The sequence below is a fragment of the Rummeliibacillus stabekisii genome, from assembly GCF_007988965.1.
In the GTDB taxonomy this organism is placed as follows: Bacteria; Bacillota; Bacilli; order Bacillales_A; family Planococcaceae; genus Rummeliibacillus; species Rummeliibacillus stabekisii.
In genome coordinates this window covers 198,591-223,307 of sequence record NZ_BJVD01000001.1, presented here as the reverse complement: position 1 = coordinate 223,307, position 24,717 = coordinate 198,591, and the positions used below count along the sequence as shown (strand labels likewise).

Below are 24,717 nucleotides of genomic sequence, written 5' to 3'. Positions count from 1 at the left end.
CGCAAATTACATAGTACAGTTCAACCCCATTTTTGGAGAATATGTACTGGTGATTTCCCTATAAAGATAGAAAGGAAGATGAGTGATTTGGCAATAGATGCAATGGATTTTTCTGCATTACCTGAAGAAACAGCTGGAAAGCTAGAATGGCTAGGCAGTTTTGGTAAGGATGCTAAAGGCGGTGTATCCCGTCTGCTTTACTCAAAAGAATGGGTCGATGCACAACACGCTTTAAAAGAGTGGATGGAAAGCTTTGGTCTTTCTGCTCGCTTTGATGAAGTCGGCAACCTATTCGGTACATTAAAAGGTAAAGATGAATCAGAAACAATTTTAACCGGCTCTCATGTGGATTCCGTTGTTAACGGCGGTAAATACGATGGAGCATACGGGGTTATCGCTGGTATTATTGCGATTAAATATTTAAAAGAAACTTACGGAGAGCCACTTCGAAACATTGAGATTGTTTCAATGGCAGAAGAAGAGGGAAGTCGTTTCCCTTATGCATTCTGGGGTTCTAAAAACATTGTTGGAAGCGCTAAACGTGAAGAAGTTGAATCAATTAGCGATTTCGAAGGCGTTCCTTTTGTAGATGCAATGAAGAATGCAGGTTTTGGCTTCAGAGATGAAAGCAAAGGACCTCGCGAAGATCTAAAAGCATTTGTAGAAGTGCATGTAGAACAAGGTAGCGTTCTTGAGACCGAAAAGAAATCAGTGGCAGTTGTCAATAGTATTGTCGGTCAAAGAAGATATACAATCGAAATTTCTGGTGAAGCAAACCATGCAGGTACAACACCAATGGGCTACAGAAAAGACGCTATGTATGCTGCAAGCCATATGATTTATGAAATCATCAATATGGCAAAAGAAGTTGGAGATCCTCTTGTAACTACAGTCGGCAAAGTGGAAGTAACGCCAAACATTGTCAATGTAGTACCAGGGAAAGCACTATTCACAATTGATGTACGTCATACTGATAAAGATGCAATTGTATCCTTTACAGAAAGCATGACTGCTCGAATGAACGAGATTTCAAAAGAGCATGGTGTGGAAACAGATATTGATATGTGGATGGACGCAGATCCTGTTCCAATGGATAAAAACGTGGTTGAACTTATTGAGAAACAATGTGAAGAAAATGGATTGAACTATAAAGTAATGCACAGTGGTGCAGGCCATGATTCACAAATCTTTGCACCGTTTGTACCAACAGCTATGTTGTTTGTACCGAGCCTAAAAGGAATCAGCCACAACCCTGCAGAATTTACAGAGCCTGCTGATTTAGCTGAAGGTGTAAAAGCACTTATTGGTGCATTGTATGAATTAGGCTATAAATAATCTTCAAAAATAATATAAAAAATAGATTAGGGGATGTATTTAAATGGGTTATCCTAAAGACTTACTTTCAAGCAGATCAATTATTAAACATGGTTTATATGCATTAATCGCTCCAGAAGGATTAGTAAATAATGTGGTACCTGGTTTTGAAAACTGCTCTATGTCAATATTAGGTTCACCAAAATTAGGCGCAAGCTTCGTTGATTACATCGTAACAATGCATGAAGGCGGGAAAAACAGCGAAGGCTTCTGCGGCCAAGACGATGTAGAAAGCTTTGTTTATGTACTTAGCGGCCAAGTGAAAGTAAAAGCTGGCAATGAAGAGTACACACTAAAAGAAAGCGGCTATGTATATTGCCCTCCAGGCGTTGCAATGTATTTAGAAAATGTAGAAGCTGGCGATTCTCGTTTGTTCCTTTACAAACAAAAATATAGACCACTTGAAGGCCGTAAACCATGGGTTGTATCTGGCCATTCAAATGATATCGACTACAGAGACTACGATGATATGACAAATGTTCATATCAAAGACTTATTACCAATGGATATTGATTTCGATATGAACTTCCATATCTTATCATTCGATCCTGCAGCAAGCCACCCATTCATCGAAACTCATGTTCAAGAACATGGCGCTTACCTGTTGTCTGGTGAAGGTATGTATAACTTAGACAACGAATGGATTCCAGTTAAAAAAGACGACTACATTTTCATGGGTCCTTATGTACAACAAGCTGGCTATGCAGTTGGTAGAGAACCATTAACTTATGTGTACTCTAAAGACTGCAACCGTGACGCATCACTATAATATCATTTTGCCTTATTCTCAGCGCATTTTGATTTTCTGCTGAGGGTTAATATAGCAATCGGGCTGTACGGAACTCCACCTATGCCTAAAAGCTTGAGGTGGGGTTAAAAGCCCGTTAATGAGAGATAATATCGAAAGCAAAGAGGTGCTACGATGAGAGTTAGCAAAGAAGATTTAAAAAGTTTAATCAAAAATAAGCTTCATAAAGCAGGCTTAAATGAAGAACATGCCTCAACAGCAGCTGACGTTCTTGTATTTGCGGATGAAAGAGGAATTCACTCTCATGGCGCAATGCGTGTAGAGTACTATGCTGAAAGAATTGCTAAAGGCGGCATGAATACAAATCCTGATTTCAAATTTGAAAAAACAGGTCCTGCAACAGGTGTTTTCCATGGTGATGGCGGTAATGGCCACACAGCAGCTAAACTTGCTATGGACGAAGCCATTAAAATGGCTAAAGAAAGTGGCGTAGCTATTGTAGGCGTACGTGACATTTCACACAGTGGAGCTATTTCATACTTCACAAATCAAGCGGCAGAATCAAACCTTATTGGATTCTCTGTTTGCCAATCCGACCCTATGGTAGTTCCATTCGGCGGAGCAGAGCCTTACTATGGTACAAATCCGATTGCTTTTGCTGCACCAAGCACTGACGATCGTAAAATGACATTAGATATGGCTACTACTGTTCAAGCTTGGGGTAAAATTCTACATGCTCGTTCTAAAAATCAAACAATTCCTGATACATGGGCTGTAGATGGAAACGGTGAACCTACAACAGATCCTTACAAAGTAAACGCATTATTGCCAATCTCAGGTCCTAAAGGCTATGGTTTAGCAATGATGGTAGATGTACTATCTGGTGTATTACTAGGCCTTCCATTCGGTAATAAAGTGTCTTCTATGTATGAAAACCTTTCGGAATACCGTAAATTAGGTCAACTTCACATTGTTATTAATCCAGAATTCTTTATGGGAATCACAGGCTTCCAAAAAGATATTTCACAATCTATGGATGACTTGAATGGCATTAAGCCTGCTCCAGGTTTCGACAAAGTATTGTATCCAGGACAAAACAACGATGTAGTGATTGCAGATTATAAGGAAAACGGCATTGAAATTGTAGATGATATTTATGATTATTTAAAATCGGATGTTATTCATAACAATCAATACGACCATAAAAATCCTTTTGCAGAATAAAACAAATGGGGATCATAGGGGTGGAGCACAATGAAAGTAACAAAGGAAAAATTAAAAGACTTAATCTCAACAAAACTTAATAAAGCTGGACTCACAGAAGAGCATGCCAATGGGGTTGCAGACGTTCTTGTTCATGCTGATGCTCGAGGCGTTCATTCACATGGAGCTATGCGAGTTGAGTATTATGCCGAAAGAATCGCTAAAGGCGGAATTAATAATAAACCTAACTTCAAGTTCGAAAAAACAGGTCCTTGTACTGCTGTTTTTGACGGCGACAATGGGGTAGGTCATGTAGCTGCTAAGCTAGCTATGGATGAAGCTATCAAAATGGCGAAAGAAAACGGCATTGCTGTTGTTGGTGTTAAGAAAATAAGCCACAGTGGGGCACTTTCTTACTTTGTGGGGCAAGCAGCACATGAAAATTTAATTGGAATTTCTGTTTGTCAATCTGATCCTATGGTTGTGCCATTTGGCGGAGCGGAACCTTACTATGGTACCAATCCTATTGCCTTTGCTGCTCCTGGTAAAGATGGAGACCAAATCACATTTGATATGGCTACTACCGTTCAAGCTTGGGGAAAAGTTTTACATGCGCGTTCAAAAAATGAACCAATACCTGAAACTTGGGCAGTAGACAGCAATGGTGAACCTACAACTGATCCATTTAAAGTTAATGCATTATTGCCTATTGCAGGTCCTAAAGGCTACGGTCTTATGATGATGGTGGATGTGCTTTCAGGTATCTTGCTGGGCCTTCCATTTGGCGGCAAGGTGTCTTCTATGTACCATGATTTGACTGAGTATCGTAATCTTGGCCAATTGCATATTGTCATTAATCCAGATTTCTTCACAACTTTAAGTACATTCCAAGAAGGCATTTCTACTACTATGCAGGATTTGAATAACATAAAACCTGCACCTGGTTATGACAAAGTTTATTATCCAGGACAAAGAAGTGCTGAAAGAGTTAAGAAGTACGAAGAAAATGGCATTGAAATTGTTGACGATATTTATGAGTACTTAACTTCAGATGTCATTCACAATAATGCATATGACCATAAAAATCCTTTCGCGGAATAAAGGATATGAATAAGGGGCAATTATTTGCCACCCTTATTACAAAAGCAAATTTTATAAAGAGGTGCATAACAACATGCTTCATACAATTATTAAACAGAACTCCTACCAGGATTCAGTAAACTTAATGCTTCTCACAAACAAACTTTCTACAATGGAAGGCGTTAATAAAGTCCAAGTAATGATGGGGACTCCTGCGAATAAAGATATTTTCAAATCATCAGGTCTATACTCTGAAGATCTTGAAAGAGCAGCTGCAAACGATATGTGTATCGTTGTCGATACAGATGCAGACGAAAAAATCGAAGAAATCCTTGAAGAGATTGACACTTATTTAAATAACCAATCTATCAACAACAGCAAAGAAGAATTCCAAACAGTAAAAACTTGGGATAAAGCAATGAAAGCTTTGCCAAATGCAAACATGGCTCTTATCTCTACTCCAGGTCAATACGCTGCAGAAGAAGCTGACAAAGCGCTAGATAATGGTTTGCACGTTTTGATTTTCAGTGACAATGTAACTGTAGAAGACGAACGCCGTTTAAAAGAAAAAGCACATGATAAAGGCTTGCTTGTAATGGGACCTGACTGCGGTACATCTATTGTTTCTGGTGTTCCAGTTGCATTTGCTAACGTTGTAAAACCAGGCAACATCGGTATCGTTGGTGCTTCTGGTACTGGTATCCAAGAAGTATCTGTACAAGTCGATCGTTTAGGCGGAGGCGTTTCCTCTGCTATCGGTACAGGTGGACGTGACCTTTCAGATAAGATTGGTGCAATTACAATGTTGGATGCAATCAGAGCATTGGCTAATCACAAAGATACAGAAGTCATCACAATGATTTCTAAGCCACCAGCAAAAGAAGTGCGCGATGAAGTTGTTGAATTGCTACAAAGCGTTTCAAAACCAGTAGTTGCTATCTTCTTAGGTGAAGAACCACACAACCATGAAGGTAACATCTATTATGCAAATACACTTGAAGAAACTGCAGCTATCGCAGTAGATCTTGCAAGTGGCAATACAGTTAAACCTAATTACTATGGTGCAGCTATTGAAGTTCCATCTGTGAACCTAAATGCTGACCAAAAAACAATTAAAGGTTTATACTCTGGCGGTACATTAGGTTATGAAGCTGCTACTCTTATCAGCAGAGGCCTTGGATTGGCTCAAAGCGGTCACCATGATGAAGGGTACCTATTAAGTGCAGATGGATTTGAAGTAGCTGACCTTGGTGATGATATTTATACACAAGGTAAACCACACCCAATGATCGATCCAGATACAAGAATTCAATTCTTCAAAAAAGCTGCAGAAGATGACTCAACTGCAATTATCTTATTCGATGTTGTACTTGGTTATGGTTCTCATGAAGATATGGCAAGCGCTTTGGTTCCTGGTATCCAAAAAATTCAACAAGAAGCAAAAGCAAAAGGCAAAGAAATTTACTTTGTTGCAACTGTTTGCGGTACTAACCAAGATCCTCAAGATATTGCAGATCAAAAAGCAAAACTTGAAAGTGCTGGCGTTATTCTAAGAGACAGCAACAACCAAGCTGTTCGCACTGCACTTGGCATGCTTGATATTCAAATTGAAGAAAAAGATAAAGAAGTGGTTGCTGGTAAAGAAACAGCTTCAAAAGACTTCACTGTTTCAGAAGCAATTGAAAAATTATTGAAAGAAAAACCAAGTGTAGTCAATGTTGGTTTGAAAAAATTCACAGAAGCAATTACTGCTAATAATGGTAGAGTTGTTCAGTTCGACTGGCGTCCAGTTGCTGGCGGAAATGAAAGAATGCGCAAAGTATTAAGTGTTCTTCGTTAATCTGCTTAAGCAAGAGAATCAAAAAGTGGAAGTACAGTTCTTGAAATTGGAGGAAAAATAGTATGTACGGACAATATAATACAATCGATGAAGCTAACCGCGCCGTGTTAGATAAAATTGTTGCAGGTGCACCATTCTTATTAGATGTGGTTCCAGCAAAATCAGTTATTGAAGAATTAAACGGAAAGGTCTTGCTTCATGCAGGCCCTCCAACTAAATGGGAAAACATGCCAAGCCCAATGCAAGGTTCTTGCGTAGGTGCTGCATTATTCGAAGGCTGGGCATCTAATGCAGATGAAGCTTTCAAAATGTTAGAAAACGGTGAAGTAGAATTCATTCCTTGCCACCACGTAAATGCTGTTGGACCAATGGGCGGTATCACTTCTGGAAGCATGCCTGTTCTAGTTGTAGAAAACCGTGACGGAGGAAACCGTGCTTATTGCACAATGAACGAAGGTATCGGTAAAGTTCTTCGTTTCGGTGCTTACTCTGAAGAAGTAACAAATCGTCTAGCTTGGATGAGAGATGTTCTTGGACCAGTTCTTTCTAAAGCTCTTAAAGAAACTGAAGATGGCATGAACATCAACGTAATGATCGCTAAAGCTATCACAATGGGTGATGAATTCCACCAACGTAATATCGCTGGTTCACTTATTTTCTTAAAAGAGATCGCTCCTTATATCTTAAAAACAGATGCAAGCGAAGAAGAAAAACAAGCTGTAATTAAATTCTTAGCAGATACAGATCAATTCTTCCTAAATATTGCAATGGCGACAGGTAAATCAATTATGGATACTGCTAGAACTATCCAACATGGTACTGTTGTAACAGCTATGTGCCGTAATGGTTACGAATTTGGTATCCGCATCGCAGGTATGGGCGACCAATGGTTTACTGCTCCTGTAAACACACCACAAGGTTTGTTCTTTACTGGCTATTCACAAGACATGGCATGCTCAGATATGGGTGATAGCGCAATCACTGAAACATTCGGTGTCGGCGGTTTTGCTATGATTGCTGCTCCTGGTGTTACACGTTTTGTAGGTGCAGGCGGATTTGAAGATGCACTAAAAACAAGTAATGAAATGCTTGAAATTTGTATTGACCAAAACCCAAACTTCTCTATTCCAACTTGGGATTTCCAAGGTTCTTGCCTAGGAATCGATGCAAGAAAAGTTGTTGAATTAGGAATTGAACCAGTCATCAACACTGGTATTGCACACAAAGAAGCTGGAGTTGGCCAAATCGGCGCAGGTACTGTTCGTGCACCATTAGCTTGCTTCGAAAAAGCAATCGATGCTTATGCAGTTAAATTAGGTCTTATCGACCCACAATAGTCTGATCAAATGATGAAGGAGAGGCATCGTCCTCTCCTTCTTTCTGACAAGAATATTATTATTTTTACTTTTAAGGAGAGAAATTAATGAACAAAATCGTTTTAGCAATCGGCGGTAACGCGATTATTAAAGAAGGCCAAAAAGGTACAATTGAAGAACAACAACAAAATATCAATGAAAGCTGTGAACCAGTTCTTAAATTAGTTGAACAAGGTAACACAGTAGTTATCACGCATGGTAACGGCCCACAAGTAGGGAATTCATTAATTAAATCTCAAATGGCAGAATCTGTTATTCCTAACTATCCACTTGATGTTTTAGATGCCGAAACTGAAGGTAACTTAGGTTACTTAATTCAACAAGCATTTAAAAACAAAATGACAGAGAAAAACATTAATAAAACTGTTGCAACTGTTATCACTCAATCAGTTGTTTCTCAAGACGATCCAGCTTTTGAAAATCCAACTAAGCCAATTGGTCCTTTCTTTACTAAAGAAGAAGCTGATAGAATTTCTGCAGAAGAAAATGTAAGCTTCGTTGAAGACAGCGGTAGAGGCTACAGACGCGTAGTTGCTTCTCCAAAACCAACTCGCATTGTAGAAAAAGAAGCAATTGAAGCTTTATTAGAAAAAGATATCACAGTAGTTACTGCTGGTGGCGGTGGTATTCCTGTAATTGAAGAAAATGGTATGCTTAAAGGTGTAGAAGCAGTTATTGATAAAGACTTTGCAAGTGCATTGCTTGCAGCTGACATCAATGCTGATTACCTATTCATCTTGACTGGTGTTGAACAAGTAGCGATTCATTTCGGTACACCACAACAACAAAACCTATTAGAAATGACTATTGATGAAGCATTGCGTTACATGGACGAAGGTCACTTCCCTAAAGGAAGCATGGGTCCGAAAATCGAAGCTGCTATTTTGTTCTTGAAAAAAGGCGGCAAAAATGTCGTAATCACTTCTATCGACAAACTTCAAGAAGCTCTTGAAGGTAAAACAGGTACTCGTGTAACATTATAAAATTTTAAAGTGAAAGCAGGCGGAGAAGAGTTCATATTTCTCCGTCTGTTTTTATTTATCAGTAGCGATATAAATATAAAAAATGGTAATACAGTTTTTCATAGAATGTATAGTAAAATGAAAAAAGTAAATCTATAAAGCCAGGAGTGTTGCTTTTGAAAAAGCAGGATAGCAAGTTCCGATGGGTTGTTTTCACAACCGTTTTAGTTACATATCTTTTAATTGCAAGTCAGCGAACTGCCCCAGGCTTAATAACAGATCAATTAATGGGTGAATTTAGTATACCTGCCTCAACAATTGGACTTTTGACAAGCATCCAGTTTATGGCCTACGCTGGTCTGCAAATACCGGTTGGAATTCTTTCTGATCGATTTGGTCCAAACTATTTTTTGGTTGGTGGAGCTATTGTAAATGGGCTAGGCACCCTTATGTACAGTCTCTCTTCTAATGAGTTTTTCCTTTTCTTTGCGAGGTTATTAGTAGGAATAGGTGACGCTACTATCTGGATTAATCTAGTACTAATATTAAGTCAATGGTTCAAATTGAAAGAATTTGTAGGTTTGCTAGGGTTAGCAGGTATGAGTGGGAGTCTTGGATTTTTATTTGCAACTGTACCATTTTCATCATGGATTACTGCTACAGGATGGAGAACTCCATTCTTAACAGTAGGCATATTACTATGCCTATGTGGGATTCTTCTCTATTTAGTGCTAGTTAAACATCCTAAAAAGATGGAGAAGAGTATTTCTCAAGACATCACGCAGTCAATTAAAAAAGAAAAGCCACAGCGAGAAAAGACTTTGATTTTATTGCGCAGAATCTTTACCGAGCGCCAAGCTTGGGCAACCTTCTTATGCCATTTTGGGTTGGTCGGTACCTATGTCGGTTTCATTGGTTCGTGGGCAGTTCCATTTGGTATGCATCTATATGGTATGAGTCGTCAGGATGCGAGCCAGCTAGTCATGATTGGGTTATTTGGAGCAATAATCGGCGCTCCGCTAACAAGCTGGATAACTAGCCGTATAGGTACAATAAAAAGGCCTTATATAATTGTTCAATTGTTTGTCTTTGCATGCTGGACCGCTTTCTTGTTTTTAGGGGGTAAACCTCCCATGGGCATGCTTTATGTACTTTTCTTTATTATTGGATACGGTAATGGAGCGAGTGCGTTGACATTCGCCGTGGTAAGAAATTCTTTCGATATGAAAGAAGTGGGCGTAGTATCAGGCTTTGCAAATACGGGTGGTTTTTTAAGCGCTGTATTATTGCCAAGCATTTTTGGTAGTGTTTTAGATCATTTTCATTCGTCGTCTGTAAATACTGGTTATCAATACGGCTTTATTATACCGGTGATTTTCTCATTAATTGGTGTCATCGGTGCACTTTTGATTTTAGAGAAACGGAAGGATGTTAATGAATCTACCCACATTACCATATAATTTAGAGTTTTAAAAATAAAATCACTTTCGCTTTAAATAAAAAATCTATTGACTATAGCTTTGTTATTTGTGATAATAGATTTAACTTAATACTGGTACCTTTAAATCAGTCCAGAGAGGCTGACAAGGACAGCGGAATTGCTTAGAAAAAGATGGTGTTAGATTATGCCCTTTTTCTATGCTGAAAAAGAGGCTTCTTGTCAGAATTATGGCAAGAAGCCTCTTTTGTTTTCCCTGCAGGTACGATACCGAAGATCCTATTCTCGGTACCAGTTTTAGATTGTTCTAAAACAGGAGGAATGTTTTGTATGGAAAACAAAAAAGTAGACGCAGACTTTTCATTGCAGGCGGTGCCCGCGTCACACCGAAACGGTTTCTTTAGAATGTTGGTAGTAATGCTTGGCTTTACTTTCTTCTCAGCTAGTATGCTCTCTGGAGGAACACTTGGCTTAGGCTTATCAATGAAACAATTTATTGTCATTGTTCTTTTAGGTAATCTATTACTAGGTGCATACACAGGCACTCTCGCTTATATAGCTGCGAAAACAGGTTTATCTACACACTTATTGACGCGTTACGCATTTGGATTAAAGGGTTCTTATCTGTCTTCTTTTATCCTAAGCTTAACCCAAATTGGCTGGTTTGGAGTAGGGGTTGCGATGTTCGCTGTACCTGTTCATAAAGCAACTGGCATAGATACGTATCTTTTAATCATTATCATGGGATTACTTATGACGGCAACTGCCTTTTTCGGCATGAAAGCACTCACGATCTTAAGTTTTATTGCCGTACCTTTGATTGTTATATTAGGAAGCTACTCTGCGTGGGATGCAGTGGACATGCTTGGCGGATTTGACGCTCTCATGCAGCATCAGCCAAAAGAAACAATGAGTTTTGCAGCTGCTCTAACAATTTGTGTAGGATCGTTCATCAGTGGTGGTACCTTAACGCCAGACTTTACAAGATTTTCAAATACGAAAAAGACAAGTGTAATCACTACAGTACTAGCTTTCTTTGTTGGAAATACGTTAATGTTCTTGTTTGGGGCGATTGGAGCGATTGCAACAGGGCAATCAGATATTTCAGAAGTGATGTTTTTACAAGGGCTAATCATCCCAGCAATTATCGTGCTAGGCTTAAATATTTGGACAACGAATGACAACGCCATTTATGCATCAGGTTTAGGGATATCTAACATTACAAAAATAAAGAAAAGTAAGGTAGTTATTGTTAACGGCATTGTTGGGACATTTCTAGCTATGTGGCTATACAACAATTTTGTTGGATTCCTCACTATGCTTGGAGCTGCACTGCCGCCAATTGGTGCGATTATTATTGCAGATTTCTTTATCGTACACCGAGGCAAGTATAAAGAGTTTGAAACAATGAAATTTAAAGCGTTCAACTGGAACGCAATTGTATCATGGGGAATCGGTTTTGTAGCAGCGAAATTCATACCGGGCATACCGCCATTGAACGGACTTATCAGCGCAGCTCTAATCTATGTAGTGTTATCCCTTCTATTAAATAAGGAAGCGGAATCTACTTCAAGTGTAAAACCAATGACAATCAATGAGGTGAAAGAAGCATGATCATTAAAAATGCGAAGCTTAGAAAAAGAGAAGGATTATGGCAAATCCATATACAAAATAAGAAGATAGTAAAAATAGCTCAAAAAATTGAAAAGAACGACCAACAAATTATAGATGTGCAAGGGTGCCTAGTGCTTCCTCCATTTATTGAACCACACATTCATTTGGATACCACATTGACAGCAGGCGAACCAAACTGGAACGTCAGCGGTACATTGTTTGAAGGGATTCAAAGATGGTCGGAGAGAAAAGAATCTTTAACAGCCCAAGATGTAAAAACTAGAGCAAAAACAGCATTGAAATGGCAAATAGCGCAGGGGATTCAGCATGTCCGCACACATGTTGATGTCACAGATCCAGATCTGACAGCACTAAAGGCAATGCTAGAAGTAAAAGAAGAGATGGCGAAGTTTATTGACTTACAGCTGGTAGCCTTCCCACAAGAAGGGATTCTTTCTTACCCAAATGGCTATGAATTGTTGGAAGAATCATTAAAAATGGGTGCTGATGTGGTTGGCGGTATTCCACACTATGAATTTACACGTGAATATGGTGTGGATTCATTAAAAGCTGCCTTTCAGTTAGCTGAAAAATATGATCGCCTTGTTGATATACATTGTGACGAAATAGATGATGAACAATCTCGTTTTGTGGAAGTAGTAGCAGCCGAAGCGTACCGCCTCGGGATGGGCAGCCGAGTAACTGCAAGCCATACGACAGCTATGCATTCCTATAACGGAGCTTATACATCAAAATTATTTAGACTATTAAAGCTTGCAGATATCAATTTTGTTGCAAACCCACTGGTAAATATACACCTTCAGGGACGTTTTGATACTTATCCGAAACGCAGAGGTATTACTCGTGTGAAAGAACTACAAGAAGAGGGTATCAACGTATGCTTTGGCCATGATGATATATTTGATCCGTGGTATCCACTAGGTACTGGCAATATGCTACAAGTCTTACATATGGGCTTGCATGTTACTCAACTAATGGGCTATGACCAAATTGTGAATTCAATTGATTTAATCACAAACAACAGTGCAAGAACACTTGATATAGAAGAACAATATGGAATAGAAGAAGGGAAGCCAGCGAACTTGATTGTATTAGAAGCAGCGAGTGAATACGATGCAATCCGCAAACAAGCTTCTGTTCTATATTCAATTAGGAATGGTGAAATAATAGCTGAAACAAAGCCTAGAGATACGAAAATCATGCTAGATGGTGTTACAGAGGGAGTTACATTTGATCGATAATATTTTCCTTAAGAGTTTTGAATAAAATTAGATTTTATATTCATATAAGCATTTTCTTAGAACATAGTCCTAAGTAGTGATGATTATATCTAACGATGTGAATTGGAGACGGCGGCTGCTGCGGCAAAAGCTTGAGTCGAAACCCCGCAGGAGAACTAGGAGGTTGAAGCCAAGCCCGCGGAAAGCACTAGCTGGAATGAACACAAAACTAAATTTTCGTGTGAGTTTTTCTTATTGAATAGTAATCAGGCAAAATATTAATCAGAAATCGAACTAGTATGAGATTAAATGTCATACTTAGTTCGTTTTTTTATTAGCAAAACCTCTTGTGCAAACTCTTATAATTTTTGTGTAAGTTAAATTATCACATATAATTAAAACTGCGGTTATTTGATATATATTACTTCTTTATTTCTATATTCCCATAAATGTCCTATCTTCTATATATTTTTCTAAAAAATAGGTGTATTCATCCTTGTAACAGGGTAGTAATATCATGTGGGATTATGTTTTTTTATGAAAAGTGAGAAGTGATAAGAAAAATTTATATCAATCTATAAAATTAATGTTATTTACTTATGTGTTGTTTTCTATTATTATTGGTATTGGAGAAAAGAAGCTTATACGAAGCCCTTTTCAGTAGATAATTAAAGGGGGAACCGAACATGGCAAACAATAACTTGCACAACAGTCGTTCTTCATTCGAAGTTAACGGTAAATCTTACAACTATTATCGTTTAGCTGCAATCGAAGAAGCTGGTATTGCACAAGTATCACGCCTTCCTTATTCAATCAAAGTTTTATTAGAATCTGTATTACGTCAATATGATGGCTATGTAATTAAAGAAGACCATGTAGAAAACTTAGCGAAATGGGGCAAAGATGCAGACGAAAATGCTGAAGTGCCATTCAAACCTTCTCGCGTTGTTCTTCAAGACTTCACTGGTGTACCAGTAGTAGTTGACCTTGCATCATTACGCGATGCAATGAAAAAAATGGGCGGAGATCCAAACGAGATCAATCCAGCAATTCCTGTTGACCTTGTTATCGACCACTCTGTTCAAGTTGACAAATACGGTAACGAAGCAGCTCTTAAAGCGAATATGGATCTTGAATTCGAACGTAATGCTGAGCGTTACAATTTCTTGAAATGGGCTCAAACAGCTTACGATAATTTCCGTGCTGTACCACCAGCAACAGGTATCGTTCACCAAGTAAACTTAGAGTATTTGGCTCCAGTAGTTCACGTGAATGAAAATGCTGATGGCACTTACGAAACATTCCCAGACTCTGTTGTGGGTACTGACTCTCATACAACAATGATCAATGGTATTGGTGTTCTTGGATGGGGTGTTGGCGGTATTGAAGCAGAAGCTGGTATGTTAGGCCAACCATCATACTTCCCAATTCCTGAAGTAATTGGTGTGAAATTAACTGGAAAATTGCCAAGCGGTTCAACAGCTACTGACTTAGCGCTTAAAGTAACTCAAGAATTGCGTAAAAAAGGTGTAGTCGGCAAATTCGTTGAGTTCTTCGGACCAGGCGTTTCTGCATTACCTTTAGCGGATCGTGCAACAATTTCTAACATGGCACCTGAATATGGCGCTACATGTGGTTATTTCGCAATCGATGATGAATCATTAAGCTACATGCGTCTTACAGGCCGAGACGAAGAACATATCAACGTTGTTGAAGCTTACTTAAAAGCAAACAACATGTTCTTTGACCCAGAATTAGAACCTACTTACACAGATGTATTAGAAATTAACTTAGATGAAATCGAAACTAATCTTTCAGGCCCTAAACGTCCACAAGATTTAATTCCGCTTTCAGATATGAAAACACGCTACCACGAAGTAGTAGTGGCTCCAGCTGGCGTTCAAGGTTTTGGCTTAACTCCAGATGAATTCACAAAAACTTCAACTGCTAAATTTGCAGAGGGTGATGTTGAAATTCCAGCAGGTGCTGTAGCAATTGCTGCGATTACTTCTTGTACGAACACATCTAACCCTTACGTTCTAATCGCTGCAGGTCTTGTTGCGAAAAAAGCAGTGGAAAAAGGTTTAACTGTTCCTAAATGGGTTAAAACATCACTTGCTCCAGGATCAAAAGTTGTTACTGGCTACTTAGAAGATTCTGGTTTACAAGATTACCTAAATACGCTAGGTTTCAATACAGTTGGTTACGGTTGTACAACATGTATCGGTAACTCAGGTCCACTATTACCAGAAATTGAAGAAGCAATCATGTCTAAAGATTTATTCGTGACTTCTGTACTTTCAGGTAACCGTAACTTTGAAGGCCGTGTACATCCATTAGTGAAAGCTAACTACTTGGCTTCACCACCATTAGTAGTAGCTTATGCGCTTGCTGGTACTGTAGATGTAGACCTACGTAAAGATTCATTCGGTAAAGACAAAGATGGAAATGATGTCTTCTTTGATGACATCTGGCCATCATCTGATGAAGTAAATGCCGTTCTTTCAAAAGTTGTTACACGTGAATTGTTCCAAAAAGAATATGAAACTGTATTCAATGCAAATGAAAAATGGAATGCAATTGAAACTTCTACAGATTCACTTTACGAGTTTGATGAGAATTCAACTTACATTCAAAATCCGCCATTCTTCCAAAACCTATCTGCAAAACCAGAAGCAATTCAACAGCTTATGGGTATGCGTGTGTTAGCGAAATTTGGTGACTCTATTACAACTGACCATATTTCTCCTGCTGGTGCAATTGGTAAAGATACACCTGCCGGAAAATACTTGCGTGAACATGGCGTAGAACCACGAAACTTCAACTCTTATGGTAGCCGTCGAGGTAACCATGAAGTAATGATGCGCGGTACTTTCGCAAACATCCGTATCCGCAACCAAATCGCACCTGGTACAGAAGGCGGCTTCACTACTTACTGGCCAACAGGTGATGTAGAGTATATCTACGATGCAGCAATGAAATATGCTAAAAACCGTGTAGGCTTAGTTGTACTTACTGGTAAAGACTACGGTATGGGTTCTTCACGTGACTGGGCAGCTAAAGGTACTAACCTTCTTGGCGTTAAAACAGTTATCGCAGAATCATACGAACGTATCCACCGTTCAAACTTAGTAATGATGGGTGTTCTACCACTACAATTCGTTGATGGTGAAAGCTCAGAATCACTAGGATTGACTGGTGAAGAAACATTCTCAGTTAATATTACAGATGAAGTTAAACCTCGTGATATCCTAACTGTGACTGCTACATCTCCAGATGGCGATACTAAAACATTCAAAGCGCTTGCTCGTTTTGACTCAGAAGTAGAAGTAGATTACTACCGTAACGGCGGTATCCTACAAATGGTTTTACGTAACAAATTATCTAAATAATATGGTTCAAACAAGTGCACAATAATTTTGTGCACTTGTTTTAGTTTATAAGACAAAGGAGATTTAATGAAAGAAGAAAAGCTATGGAAGGATTTTCTCTCAAAATAACGGTATACTTAACATGAGGTGAACAACATGTTTGTAAGTGAAAAAGAAATTGAAATTCGTTATGCGGAGACAGATCAAATGGGCGTTGTATACCATGCTAATTATGTTATATGGATGGAATTAGGGAGGACGCAGCTGATTCATGATTTAGGCTTTAGCGTGACTCAATTAGAAGCAGCAGGCTATGTATCGCCTGTTATGAATGTCAATATTAGCTACAAAGCTGCACTACGTTATGGTGAAAAAGCGATTATACGTACATGGATTGTATCACAGGAACGTCTTCGTACTGTGTATGGCTATGAAATCGTACATAGTGATGGAACGATTGCAGCAACAGCAACATCCGAACATATTGTGGTGAAAAAAGAAAATTTCCGACCAGTTGCTTTTGAACGAATTAATCCGGTGTGGTTTAATAAATATAAAGAAATTGCAGAAATCAAATAACTCTTGGATGAATAGTTTAAAAAAGCATGCCCGAATTAGGCATGCTTTTTGCATTTTTTATCTACTTGTAATCAAATTTAAGTTCATCTAATTGGCGATCTACATCTACATATAAATCATGGTTGTTAAAAAACCATGTATCGTCTTGCTCAATAAAAAAAGTAGTGCCATTATGCTCTAATACAGCACTTGGATTAATTGGCGAGTCTTGACTCATGCCGAGAGAAAACCCTTCATGGAAAGGATTTGAGCCACCATATCTAGCATAAAAACGAATGGTATCTCCTTGCGCTACATCCATTTCATCGGAAAACCACTGAAATGCTTGTTCAGACATGACAATTTTCATAAGAACACTCCTTTTTTATAACCATGTTACTTTTGGTTCTGTTCCTTTTTTTATGCGCGATATATTAGATCTATGGCGATAAAAAATAAAGACTACAATAATGGAAATAATGATAAGTAAAAGATATTCATTATATAAAATACCATAAATAAGTGCGTAAATAAAAGCCACAACAGCTGCAAACATAGATGCTAGACTCACCATTTTATACACTTTTAAGCAAAGAAGGAAGGCGATAAGGAGCAAGATAAAGATTGGCCAATGGTAGCCAAGTAAAATACCTGCAGACGTAGCCACAGCTTTGCCTCCTCGGAAGCCAGCGAAGATAGGGAACATGTGCCCAACGACAGCAATGATGCCAGCAACGAGTGGATGGATACCACTTCCTTGGAAAACAGCTAGAATAGGAAGTATAGTTGCAAGTGTGCCCTTTAATATATCCATAAGTGTAACGGCTATACCCGCTTTTTTTCCAAGAGTACGGAAGGTATTAGTAGCACCTAAGTTTCCGCTTCCGTGCTGTCTGATATCGGTTTTATAAAAAACTTTACCAACCCATAAACCGGATGGGATGGAACCAATTAGATAAGCCAATACAACAACTAAAATACTATTCATTTAAAACTCCCTCCAACATTAGTAGTTGGTATTATTAGATTGTAATAATATTTTATCACGAGACTGTAAGCGTACACAATGACCAACTTTCTCAATAATTGCCGGTTCTTATTGTCCAATAGATTAAACGAATGATACAATAAAACCTGAGTCTAACTGAACAAGAAGTTGACAGTATCTATTATTGTGTATATGATTTATAAAAGTAGAACGGATGTTTGTGTTTAGGGGGAATATTTTTTGACAAATAAACAAACAATCACCTCTTATAGTGAAGATGATATTCAAGTATTAGAAGGTTTAGAAGCCGTAAGAAAACGTCCGGGTATGTATATTGGCTCTACAGACAGCAGAGGCTTGCACCACCTTGTATACGAAATCGTCGACAATGCTGTAGATGAGGTATTAGCGGGTTTTGGCTCACATATTGTAGTGAAAATCCATAAAGATCAAAGTATTAGTGTAAGAGATTATGGACGTGGCATGCCAACTGGGATGCACAAGACAGGTAAATCAACTCCTGAAGTAATCTTTACCATTTTGCATGCAGGCGGTAAATTTGGACAAGGTGGTTATAAAACAAGTGGTGGTTTGCACGGTGTAGGAGCATCTGTTGTAAACGCCCTTTCTTCATGGCTTGATGTAACCATTTACCGAGATGGCCATAAATACAGCATGCGCTTTGAAAATGGCGGTAAGCCCGTAACTACACTTGCTAATCTAGGCAAAACGAAAGAAACAGGCACATTTATTCATTTTAAGCCTGATCCAGAAATCTTTTCTACAACTAAGTATCAATTCGATACATTAGCTGAACGTTTACGTGAATCTGCTTTTTTATTAAAGGGCTTAAAAATAGAGCTTATTGATGAAGAAACCGAGCGACAAGAAGTATATCATTATGAAAATGGAATTGAAGCCTTTGTAGCCTATCTTAACGAAGAAAAAGATGTATTGCATCCAGTAAAATATGTTGAAGGCGAACTAGATGAAATTGAAATTGAATTTGCTTTTCAATTCAATGATGGTTATTCCGAAACTATCCTTTCCTTTGTTAATAATGTTCGCACACGTGATGGAGGCACACACGAAACAGGCGCTAAAGCTGCAATGACTCGTGTGTTTAACGAATATGCACGTAAAGTCGGACTCCTAAAAGAAAAAGATAAAAATTTGGATGGCTCAGATATACGTGAAGGATTAGCTGCCATCATCTCAGTCCGAATTCCTGAAAATCTATTACAATTCGAAGGTCAAACTAAAGGCAAACTTGGCACAGCAGAAGCACGTAGCTCTGTCGATGGTGTCGTATCCCAAAAATTAATGTATATTTTGGAAGAGAATGCGGAGCTTAGTGCATCGCTTGTACGTAAAGCTATTCGTGCACAGCAAGTTCGCGAAGCAGCACGGAAAGCAAGAGAAGACGCACGTCATGGTAAAAAATCCAAAAAACAAACTATCTTATCAGGAAAATTGACGCCAGCACAATCTAAGAATGCTGCCAAAAATGAATTATACTTAGTCGAAGGCGATTCTGCGGGCGGCTCAGCTAAACAAGGCCGTGACCGTACTTTCCAAGCCATCTTGCCTCTTCGAGGAAAAGTAATCAATACGGAAAAAGCAAAGCTTCAGGACATCATGAAAAACGAAGAAATTGCTACCATTATTCATGCAGTCGGTGCTGGAGTTGGTACAGATTTCAACATTGAAGACGCTGCTTACGATAAAGTTATAATCATGACGGATGCCGATACGGATGGCGCTCATATACAGGTATTACTCTTAACTTTCTTCTTCCGTTATATGAGACCACTTGTTGAAGCAGGAAAAGTATATATTGCCTTGCCGCCACTTTATAAAGTATCAAAAGGGACTGGGCGCAAAGAATTAATTGAATATGCTTGGACAGAGAAAGATCTTCAACAAGCAATTAAGAAAATTGGTAAGGGTTATATTCTTCAACGCTACAAAGGCCTTGGTGAAATGAATGCTGAGCAGCTTTGGGAAACAACCATGAACCCTGAAACACGGACATTGGTTCGCGTTCAAATCAATGATGTTGAAAGAGCAGAAAAAGGCGTTGCCACATTGATGGGTGATAAGGTAGAACCACGAAGAAAATGGATTGAATCGCATGTGGACTTTGGCCTTGAAGAAGACAGTACGATATTAGAAAGCGAATTTATACAACATGATGGAGGGGATCTTACATGACGCAGTCAGAGATATTTCAAGACTTGCCTTTAGAGGAAGTCATCGGTGATCGCTTCGGTCGTTATAGTAAATATATTATCCAGGACCGTGCTTTGCCAGATGCAAGAGACGGTCTTAAACCAGTACAGCGCCGTATTCTATATGCAATGTTTATGGAAGGCAATACACACGACAAGCCCTTTAGAAAATCGGCTAAAACAGTCGGAAATGTAATCGGTAACTATCATCCACATGGTGATAGTTCTGTTTACGAGGCTATGGTACGTATGAGTCAAGACTGGAAAGCCCGCCACATGTTAATCGAAATGCATGGCAATAACGGTTCTGTCGATGGTGATCCGCCTGCTGCTATGCGTTATACAGAAGCCCGTTTATCTTCTATTGCAGCTCTAATGCTGCGCGATATTCAAAAAGATACAGTGGATTTAGTGCCAAATTTTGATGATCAAGATTTAGAACCAACTGTACTGCCTTCACGTTTTCCTAATTTATTAGTCAATGGGTCAACAGGGATATCCGCGGGCTATGCGACCGACATCCCACCGCATAATCTAGCTGAAGTGTTAGATGCAGTATTAATGCGTTTGAAAAATCCTCAAGCTTCTGTTCAAGAACTAATGCAGGTATTGCATGGACCTGACTTTCCAACAGGTGGCATTATTCAAGGGGTTGACGGGATTAAAAAAGCCTACGAAACAGGCAAAGGAAAGATCATTGTTAGAGCTAAAGCAGAAATTGAGAAGCTTAAGGGTGCTAAAGAGCAAATCGTTATCACTGAAATTCCATATGATGTAAACAAGGCAAATCTTGTTAAAAAAATGGATGAAATGCGATTAGATAAACGCTTAGATGGCATTGCAGAAGTACGTGACGAGTCTGACCGTTCAGGCTTAAGAATAGTAGTTGAATTAAAGAAAGAAATCAGCGGAGAACCGATTTTAAAATATTTATTGAAAAATACCGATCTACAGGTTACATATAACTTCAATATGATTGCTATATACAATCGTCGTCCAACTATGATGAGTTTACAGATGCTATTAGACGCATACATCGCTCACCAAAAAGAAATTATTGTAAGACGATCTCGGTATGATTTAGATAAAGCTAACAACCGTTTACATATTGTAGAAGGGTTGATGAAAGCACTATCAATTCTAGATGAAGTTATTGCAGCTATCCGTGCTTCAAAAGATAAAAAAGATGCTAAGCATAATTTGCAAGAGAAGTTTGGTTTTACTGAAATTCAAGCGGAAGCAATTGTTTCATTACAGCTTTACAGATTGACCAATACAGATATTACGGAACTTCGGCAAGAACAGAAAGAACTTGAAGAAAAGATTCTCGAGCTAAAGAGTATATTAGAGAGCGAGAAGAAGCTTGTGAGCGTGCTACAAAAGGAATTAAAAGAAGTGAAAAAAACGTTCCAAGAACCAAGACGCTCAGAAATAGAAGAAAAAATTGAAGAAATTAAAGTAGACTTAGATGTTTTAGTACCAAGTGAAGACGTAGTCGTGACAGTTACTAGTGATGGCTACGTAAAGAGGACAAGTATTCGTTCGTATAATGCTTCAAATGGTGAAGATTTTGCCATGAAAGAATCCGACCATTTACTGTACGAGGCGCAATTAAATACGCAACAGCATATATTGGCCTTTACAAATAAAGGTCATTATATATTCCTTCCAGTCCATGAGTTACCAGATATTCGTTGGAAAGATTTAGGGCAGCATATTTCAAGTATCATTCCTTTAGACTCTGAAGAAAAAATTATAAATGTTGAAGGCGTTGCAGATTTTAATACCGATCAATATGTTGTCAGCATTACGAAGAATGGACAAATTAAACGAACTGCTTTGGCAGATTTCCAGGTACAACGCTATAATAAGCCATTTAAAATGATGAATCTTAAGAAAGATGATCTTATAATAGCTTCTGGAATTGCAGATTCAGGTGCGGAAGTCTATTTAACATCCTATCTGAGCTATGCAATAAGATTTAAACTCGATGAAGTACCGGTGGCAGGCATAAGGACTGCTGGCGTAAAAGCGATGAATTTATTGGATGGGGATATGGTAAAAGCTGCAAATATTATTCCGCCAAACCATAAAGGCAAGGTAATGATTGTTACAGAACGCGGAGGCGTTAAAAAAATGGCCCTTGATGAAGTAGAGACAGGCAATCGTGCACTACGTGGTGTACTTACACTTCGAGAGCTCAAAAAGCAACCACACCGTATTTATACGGTTGTCTATGTAGAAAAAGGGGAAGGCATTCAAATAATTACTGAGAATGGCTTAAAAGAAGATTTGCGAGAAGAAAATTATAGCTTGTCTGAAAGATATTCAAATGTATCTTATGTAATTGATGTTAAAACAGACGGCTTCATATCTCATATTTTAAAACTACCAGCTAAAGAGGGAAATCCTAAATAAATATGTAAGCATTAATCACTTATTATATGGATGAAATTAGCTGACATAATTTTTAAGTTGCCACTCTAGGCAATTTTTCTAGGATTACGCAATGATAGTAATGGGCTGTCTGGTAGAAAACCTCAGCTTGCTATGCCACAGAAAGATAAAAACCTGGGAGAAACTGTTTTTCAGTTTTCTCTCAGGTTTTTTGTTTTTGGGAATGACAATTTTGGATATCCTACAAATGAATATAGAATGGTGATAATTGTCATTGCATCTTTATTGTAAGTTTGGAATTTAAAAAATGTAATGAATTTAGGCAATCGTATTATTATTAGTTTTAATAGTTTGATTATGGTAGAGAGGACTTGAACTATATATGTATTATTTGTAGGACTAAGAACATTTGAAACAGTAATTACGAAAAATATGTACAATCCTACGAGTTGATGCAATAAAAGCAAACATCCTGAAGAAGTATATGTAAGGGGAGAAGTAGCGAATGGTTAAATAATCCCCAAAAATAAGCGGCTCATCGAACTGATAAGCCACTTCCATAAAAATTGTATTATTGTAATAATGCGATTTTTATATGAGCTAAGTGATGCTCCTCATGCCAAGCTAATTTGGCCAGTTTTGTCGCAACTGTTATTTTACCGTTAATCTGATGAGTAAAGTATCGAACTAATTGATCTTCAGTTAAACTATTTCCTAAGTACACGATACGCTCATTTATACCTTCTAACATTTTAATGGAAGCTTCTACAGGAAGTTTTGTATCTGGTTGTATCGCCCACTTTTCTTCATCAAAAGCGGGTACATTTGCATTCTCATCTGTTAAAGCTAGTTTTAGTCGTTGATACATGTTCAACTGTGAATCTGCGATGTGATGTACAAGTTGACGAACTGTCCAACTACCATCACGATAGGTTTTGCTTAATTCCTGATCGTTTAATGTTCCTACTGTTTCTCTTAATCGATTTGAAAAAGTCTCGATTTTTCTCAGCCATTCTTGTAGATCTTCAACTGTTACTTTATCAGGAACATTTAGTTTACCAATTGGGTATTTTATATCCATCATAATCCTCTTTTCCTCTTTATAGTTTAAAAGCTATTCACACAATTGTCTTCAAAATAATATAGGCTTTCTTTTAGATTAACTTTAATTTTAATTTCTCCAATACGCTCGAACTGAAACTTTAAATACTACATTCTCCGTGGTCTATCTGGATAAAAAATCATGAAGGTTAGAAACAGTAGTAATAATTTCAATCATAACATTTTCATCATCTTCCAGAAAGAATGATGATTTTCTAATAGAACCTGTTGGGATAGTATAGCTTCTGTCTAATTCAATAAGCGCAAGAGCAATATTTAATATTTCTTTTTTACTTCTTCTGATGTAAATGATAAATGAACTATATAAAATTTTGATATGGAATAAGTAAGTTATTGATCCAAGCATATAGATTAGTCGGCAATAAGTTGACTTTGATTTGTTCATCTCTACGATTAGAAAGGGCAAGTGGGGATTCTTTTAGATAGATGGTAAATGTAAAATAATGAGAAGGATTTTTCTTTTGTTTATTATTGATATGAAACAGGTGCCTATAGTAATAACTTACTTTTCAAGGCACATTTGAGGAAATAGGTATTTTAAGCAAAATTGGTACTGGTATTTATTTCTTATTTCAAGTATTCAAGTATTAGTGTTGATTTATGGATTTATTCTTGAATTTAAACAAAAATACTTTTTTATCAAAAAACAGTCAATTTTTCAGTGCGCATACCATATTATAGAAAACTTAAATCGCAGTTACGTGGCCTGACAAGTTATAAGGTTCATTTTTTGCGAAATAATAATATGGCTATTCATTACTGAATAGTAGTTAGAGGAAGGGATTGATGTAATGCTAACGTTAACTATTAATAAGGAGAATAAGGATTATGTAGTAGAGTACCTTTCTAAGAAAGAAAAAGGGGTTTTATGGCTGTCTAAGGATTCCCTTTACGAATCTATTTACAAGCTAGGTCGCAACATTCATCTTAACGATGTGCATTTTCGTATAACGAAGGATTTGCGATTGCCTTTACTTTCTTTTCTGTCGATTGAATATCCTGGTGAACTTTATGAACACAAAATCACCATCATGGATTAAAAAATCAAAGCAAAATTCTAACTAGTATTCCTTGTCATTTCCTTATAATAGGCTGGGAAAATCCTTTCCTTTGGCAAAACCTACACTTTTGTGTAGGTTTTTTATTTATCCAAATCCTTTTTATTTGTATTTTA

The 24,717-nt window shown here is 37.9% G+C and carries 18 protein-coding genes; 15 read left to right on the top strand and 3 right to left on the bottom strand.

Features of this window, described 5'->3' with window-relative positions; translation table 11 throughout:
- The first annotated feature begins 102 nt into the window (after positions 1 to 102).
- The 12 genes from allC (at position 103) to RST01_RS01055 (ending at position 16,826) form a co-directional block, all read left to right on the top strand.
- Positions 103 to 1,335 (top strand): allantoate deiminase, encoded by a 1,233-nt coding sequence (gene allC, locus RST01_RS01110; RefSeq protein ID WP_147195048.1) that lies wholly within the window; start codon positions 103 to 105, stop codon positions 1,333 to 1,335.
- Positions 1,336 to 1,378: 43 nt separating this feature from the next.
- Complete coding sequence (gene allE, locus RST01_RS01105; RefSeq protein ID WP_066786979.1) at positions 1,379 to 2,143, top strand: (S)-ureidoglycine aminohydrolase; 765 nt, start codon at positions 1,379 to 1,381, stop codon at positions 2,141 to 2,143.
- A 153-nt stretch (positions 2,144 to 2,296) separates the two neighbouring features.
- Positions 2,297 to 3,346, top strand: a complete 1,050-nt coding sequence (gene allD / locus RST01_RS01100) for an ureidoglycolate dehydrogenase (RefSeq protein ID WP_147193505.1) — start codon at positions 2,297 to 2,299, stop codon at positions 3,344 to 3,346.
- A 30-nt stretch (positions 3,347 to 3,376) separates the two neighbouring features.
- Entirely contained in the window at positions 3,377 to 4,426 is a 1,050-nt protein-coding gene (gene allD / locus RST01_RS01095) for an ureidoglycolate dehydrogenase (protein ID WP_147193504.1), read from the top strand.
- A 73-nt stretch (positions 4,427 to 4,499) separates the two neighbouring features.
- A complete protein-coding gene (fdrA, locus tag RST01_RS01090) occupies positions 4,500 to 6,245 on the top strand; it encodes an acyl-CoA synthetase FdrA (RefSeq protein WP_066786992.1) in 1,746 nt (581 codons plus the stop codon).
- A gap of 62 nt (positions 6,246 to 6,307) precedes the next feature.
- Positions 6,308 to 7,582, top strand: a complete 1,275-nt coding sequence (locus RST01_RS01085) for a YlbE family protein (protein WP_066786995.1) — start codon at positions 6,308 to 6,310, stop codon at positions 7,580 to 7,582.
- 86 nt (positions 7,583 to 7,668) lie between these two features.
- Entirely contained in the window at positions 7,669 to 8,604 is a 936-nt protein-coding gene (arcC, locus tag RST01_RS01080) for a carbamate kinase (RefSeq protein ID WP_066786998.1), read from the top strand.
- A 155-nt stretch (positions 8,605 to 8,759) separates the two neighbouring features.
- Positions 8,760 to 10,043, top strand: coding sequence for an MFS transporter (locus RST01_RS01075; RefSeq protein WP_147193503.1), 1,284 nt, complete (start codon positions 8,760 to 8,762; stop codon positions 10,041 to 10,043).
- Between the two features lie 308 nt (positions 10,044 to 10,351).
- On the top strand, positions 10,352 to 11,635 hold the full coding sequence (codB, locus tag RST01_RS01070) for a cytosine permease (RefSeq protein WP_147193502.1): 1,284 nt from the start codon (positions 10,352 to 10,354) through the stop codon (positions 11,633 to 11,635).
- The gene (locus RST01_RS01065) at positions 11,632 to 12,897 is read left to right on the top strand and encodes a cytosine deaminase (protein ID WP_147193501.1); all 1,266 of its coding nucleotides are present in this window, start codon (positions 11,632 to 11,634) and stop codon (positions 12,895 to 12,897) included. Before codB ends, RST01_RS01065 begins: the two co-directional genes overlap by 4 nt.
- A gap of 665 nt (positions 12,898 to 13,562) precedes the next feature.
- A complete protein-coding gene (gene acnA / locus RST01_RS01060; protein WP_147193500.1) occupies positions 13,563 to 16,268 on the top strand; it encodes an aconitate hydratase AcnA in 2,706 nt (901 codons plus the stop codon).
- Positions 16,269 to 16,403: 135 nt separating this feature from the next.
- Complete coding sequence (locus tag RST01_RS01055; protein ID WP_147193499.1) at positions 16,404 to 16,826, top strand: acyl-CoA thioesterase; 423 nt, start codon at positions 16,404 to 16,406, stop codon at positions 16,824 to 16,826.
- Positions 16,827 to 16,887: 61 nt separating this feature from the next.
- Here RST01_RS01055 and RST01_RS01050 read toward each other — a convergent pair whose 3' ends face one another.
- Together RST01_RS01050 and plsY are read right to left on the bottom strand one after the other, a co-directional pair.
- On the bottom strand, positions 16,888 to 17,175 hold the full coding sequence (locus RST01_RS01050) for a HesB/YadR/YfhF family protein (protein ID WP_147193498.1): 288 nt from the start codon (positions 17,173 to 17,175) through the stop codon (positions 16,888 to 16,890).
- 15 nt (positions 17,176 to 17,190) lie between these two features.
- Positions 17,191 to 17,793, bottom strand: a complete 603-nt coding sequence (gene plsY, locus RST01_RS01045; protein WP_066787024.1) for a glycerol-3-phosphate 1-O-acyltransferase PlsY — start codon at positions 17,791 to 17,793, stop codon at positions 17,191 to 17,193.
- Positions 17,794 to 18,033: 240 nt separating this feature from the next.
- On the opposite strand from plsY, the gene parE reads away from it, so the two are divergent.
- Positions 18,034 to 20,007, top strand: a complete 1,974-nt coding sequence (parE, locus tag RST01_RS01040) for a DNA topoisomerase IV subunit B (RefSeq protein ID WP_147193497.1) — start codon at positions 18,034 to 18,036, stop codon at positions 20,005 to 20,007.
- On the top strand, positions 20,004 to 22,442 hold the full coding sequence (parC, locus tag RST01_RS01035; protein WP_147193496.1) for a DNA topoisomerase IV subunit A: 2,439 nt from the start codon (positions 20,004 to 20,006) through the stop codon (positions 22,440 to 22,442). Before parE ends, parC begins: the two co-directional genes overlap by 4 nt.
- Before the next feature lie 550 nt (positions 22,443 to 22,992).
- On the opposite strand, the gene RST01_RS01030 is transcribed toward parC, so the two are convergent.
- Positions 22,993 to 23,502 carry a YfiT family bacillithiol transferase gene (locus tag RST01_RS01030; RefSeq protein WP_147193495.1) on the bottom strand — a complete coding sequence of 170 codons (510 nt, stop codon included), beginning with the start codon at positions 23,500 to 23,502 and terminating at the stop codon, positions 22,993 to 22,995.
- Between the two features lie 832 nt (positions 23,503 to 24,334).
- Here RST01_RS01030 and RST01_RS01025 point away from each other — a divergent pair.
- Positions 24,335 to 24,583: a hypothetical protein gene (locus tag RST01_RS01025; protein WP_147193494.1), complete on the top strand. Its 249-nt coding sequence runs from the start codon at positions 24,335 to 24,337 to the stop codon at positions 24,581 to 24,583.
- Positions 24,584 to 24,717: the final 134 nt, after the last annotated feature.

Excerpts from the sequence above, each read along its gene's own strand:
- acnA (WP_147193500.1), top strand. The coding sequence starts at position 13,563 with ATGGCAAACAATAACTTGCACAACAGTCGTTCTTCATTCGAAGTTAAC.
- RST01_RS01030 (WP_147193495.1), bottom strand. The coding sequence starts at position 23,502 with ATGGATATAAAATACCCAATTGGTAAACTAAATGTTCCTGATAAAGTA.
- allD (WP_147193505.1), top strand. The coding sequence starts at position 2,297 with ATGAGAGTTAGCAAAGAAGATTTAAAAAGTTTAATCAAAAATAAGCTT.
- RST01_RS01050 (WP_147193498.1), bottom strand. The coding sequence starts at position 17,175 with ATGAAAATTGTCATGTCTGAACAAGCATTTCAGTGGTTTTCCGATGAA.
- RST01_RS01055 (WP_147193499.1), top strand. The coding sequence starts at position 16,404 with ATGTTTGTAAGTGAAAAAGAAATTGAAATTCGTTATGCGGAGACAGAT.
- plsY (WP_066787024.1), bottom strand. The coding sequence starts at position 17,793 with ATGAATAGTATTTTAGTTGTTGTATTGGCTTATCTAATTGGTTCCATC.
- parC (WP_147193496.1), top strand. The coding sequence starts at position 20,004 with ATGACGCAGTCAGAGATATTTCAAGACTTGCCTTTAGAGGAAGTCATC.
- fdrA (WP_066786992.1), top strand. The coding sequence starts at position 4,500 with ATGCTTCATACAATTATTAAACAGAACTCCTACCAGGATTCAGTAAAC.
- RST01_RS01025 (WP_147193494.1), top strand. The coding sequence starts at position 24,335 with ATGCTAACGTTAACTATTAATAAGGAGAATAAGGATTATGTAGTAGAG.
- RST01_RS01065 (WP_147193501.1), top strand. The coding sequence starts at position 11,632 with ATGATCATTAAAAATGCGAAGCTTAGAAAAAGAGAAGGATTATGGCAA.
- allD (WP_147193504.1), top strand. The coding sequence starts at position 3,377 with ATGAAAGTAACAAAGGAAAAATTAAAAGACTTAATCTCAACAAAACTT.
- RST01_RS01085 (WP_066786995.1), top strand. The coding sequence starts at position 6,308 with ATGTACGGACAATATAATACAATCGATGAAGCTAACCGCGCCGTGTTA.
- codB (WP_147193502.1), top strand. The coding sequence starts at position 10,352 with ATGGAAAACAAAAAAGTAGACGCAGACTTTTCATTGCAGGCGGTGCCC.
- allE (WP_066786979.1), top strand. The coding sequence starts at position 1,379 with ATGGGTTATCCTAAAGACTTACTTTCAAGCAGATCAATTATTAAACAT.
- arcC (WP_066786998.1), top strand. The coding sequence starts at position 7,669 with ATGAACAAAATCGTTTTAGCAATCGGCGGTAACGCGATTATTAAAGAA.
- allC (WP_147195048.1), top strand. The coding sequence starts at position 103 with ATGGATTTTTCTGCATTACCTGAAGAAACAGCTGGAAAGCTAGAATGG.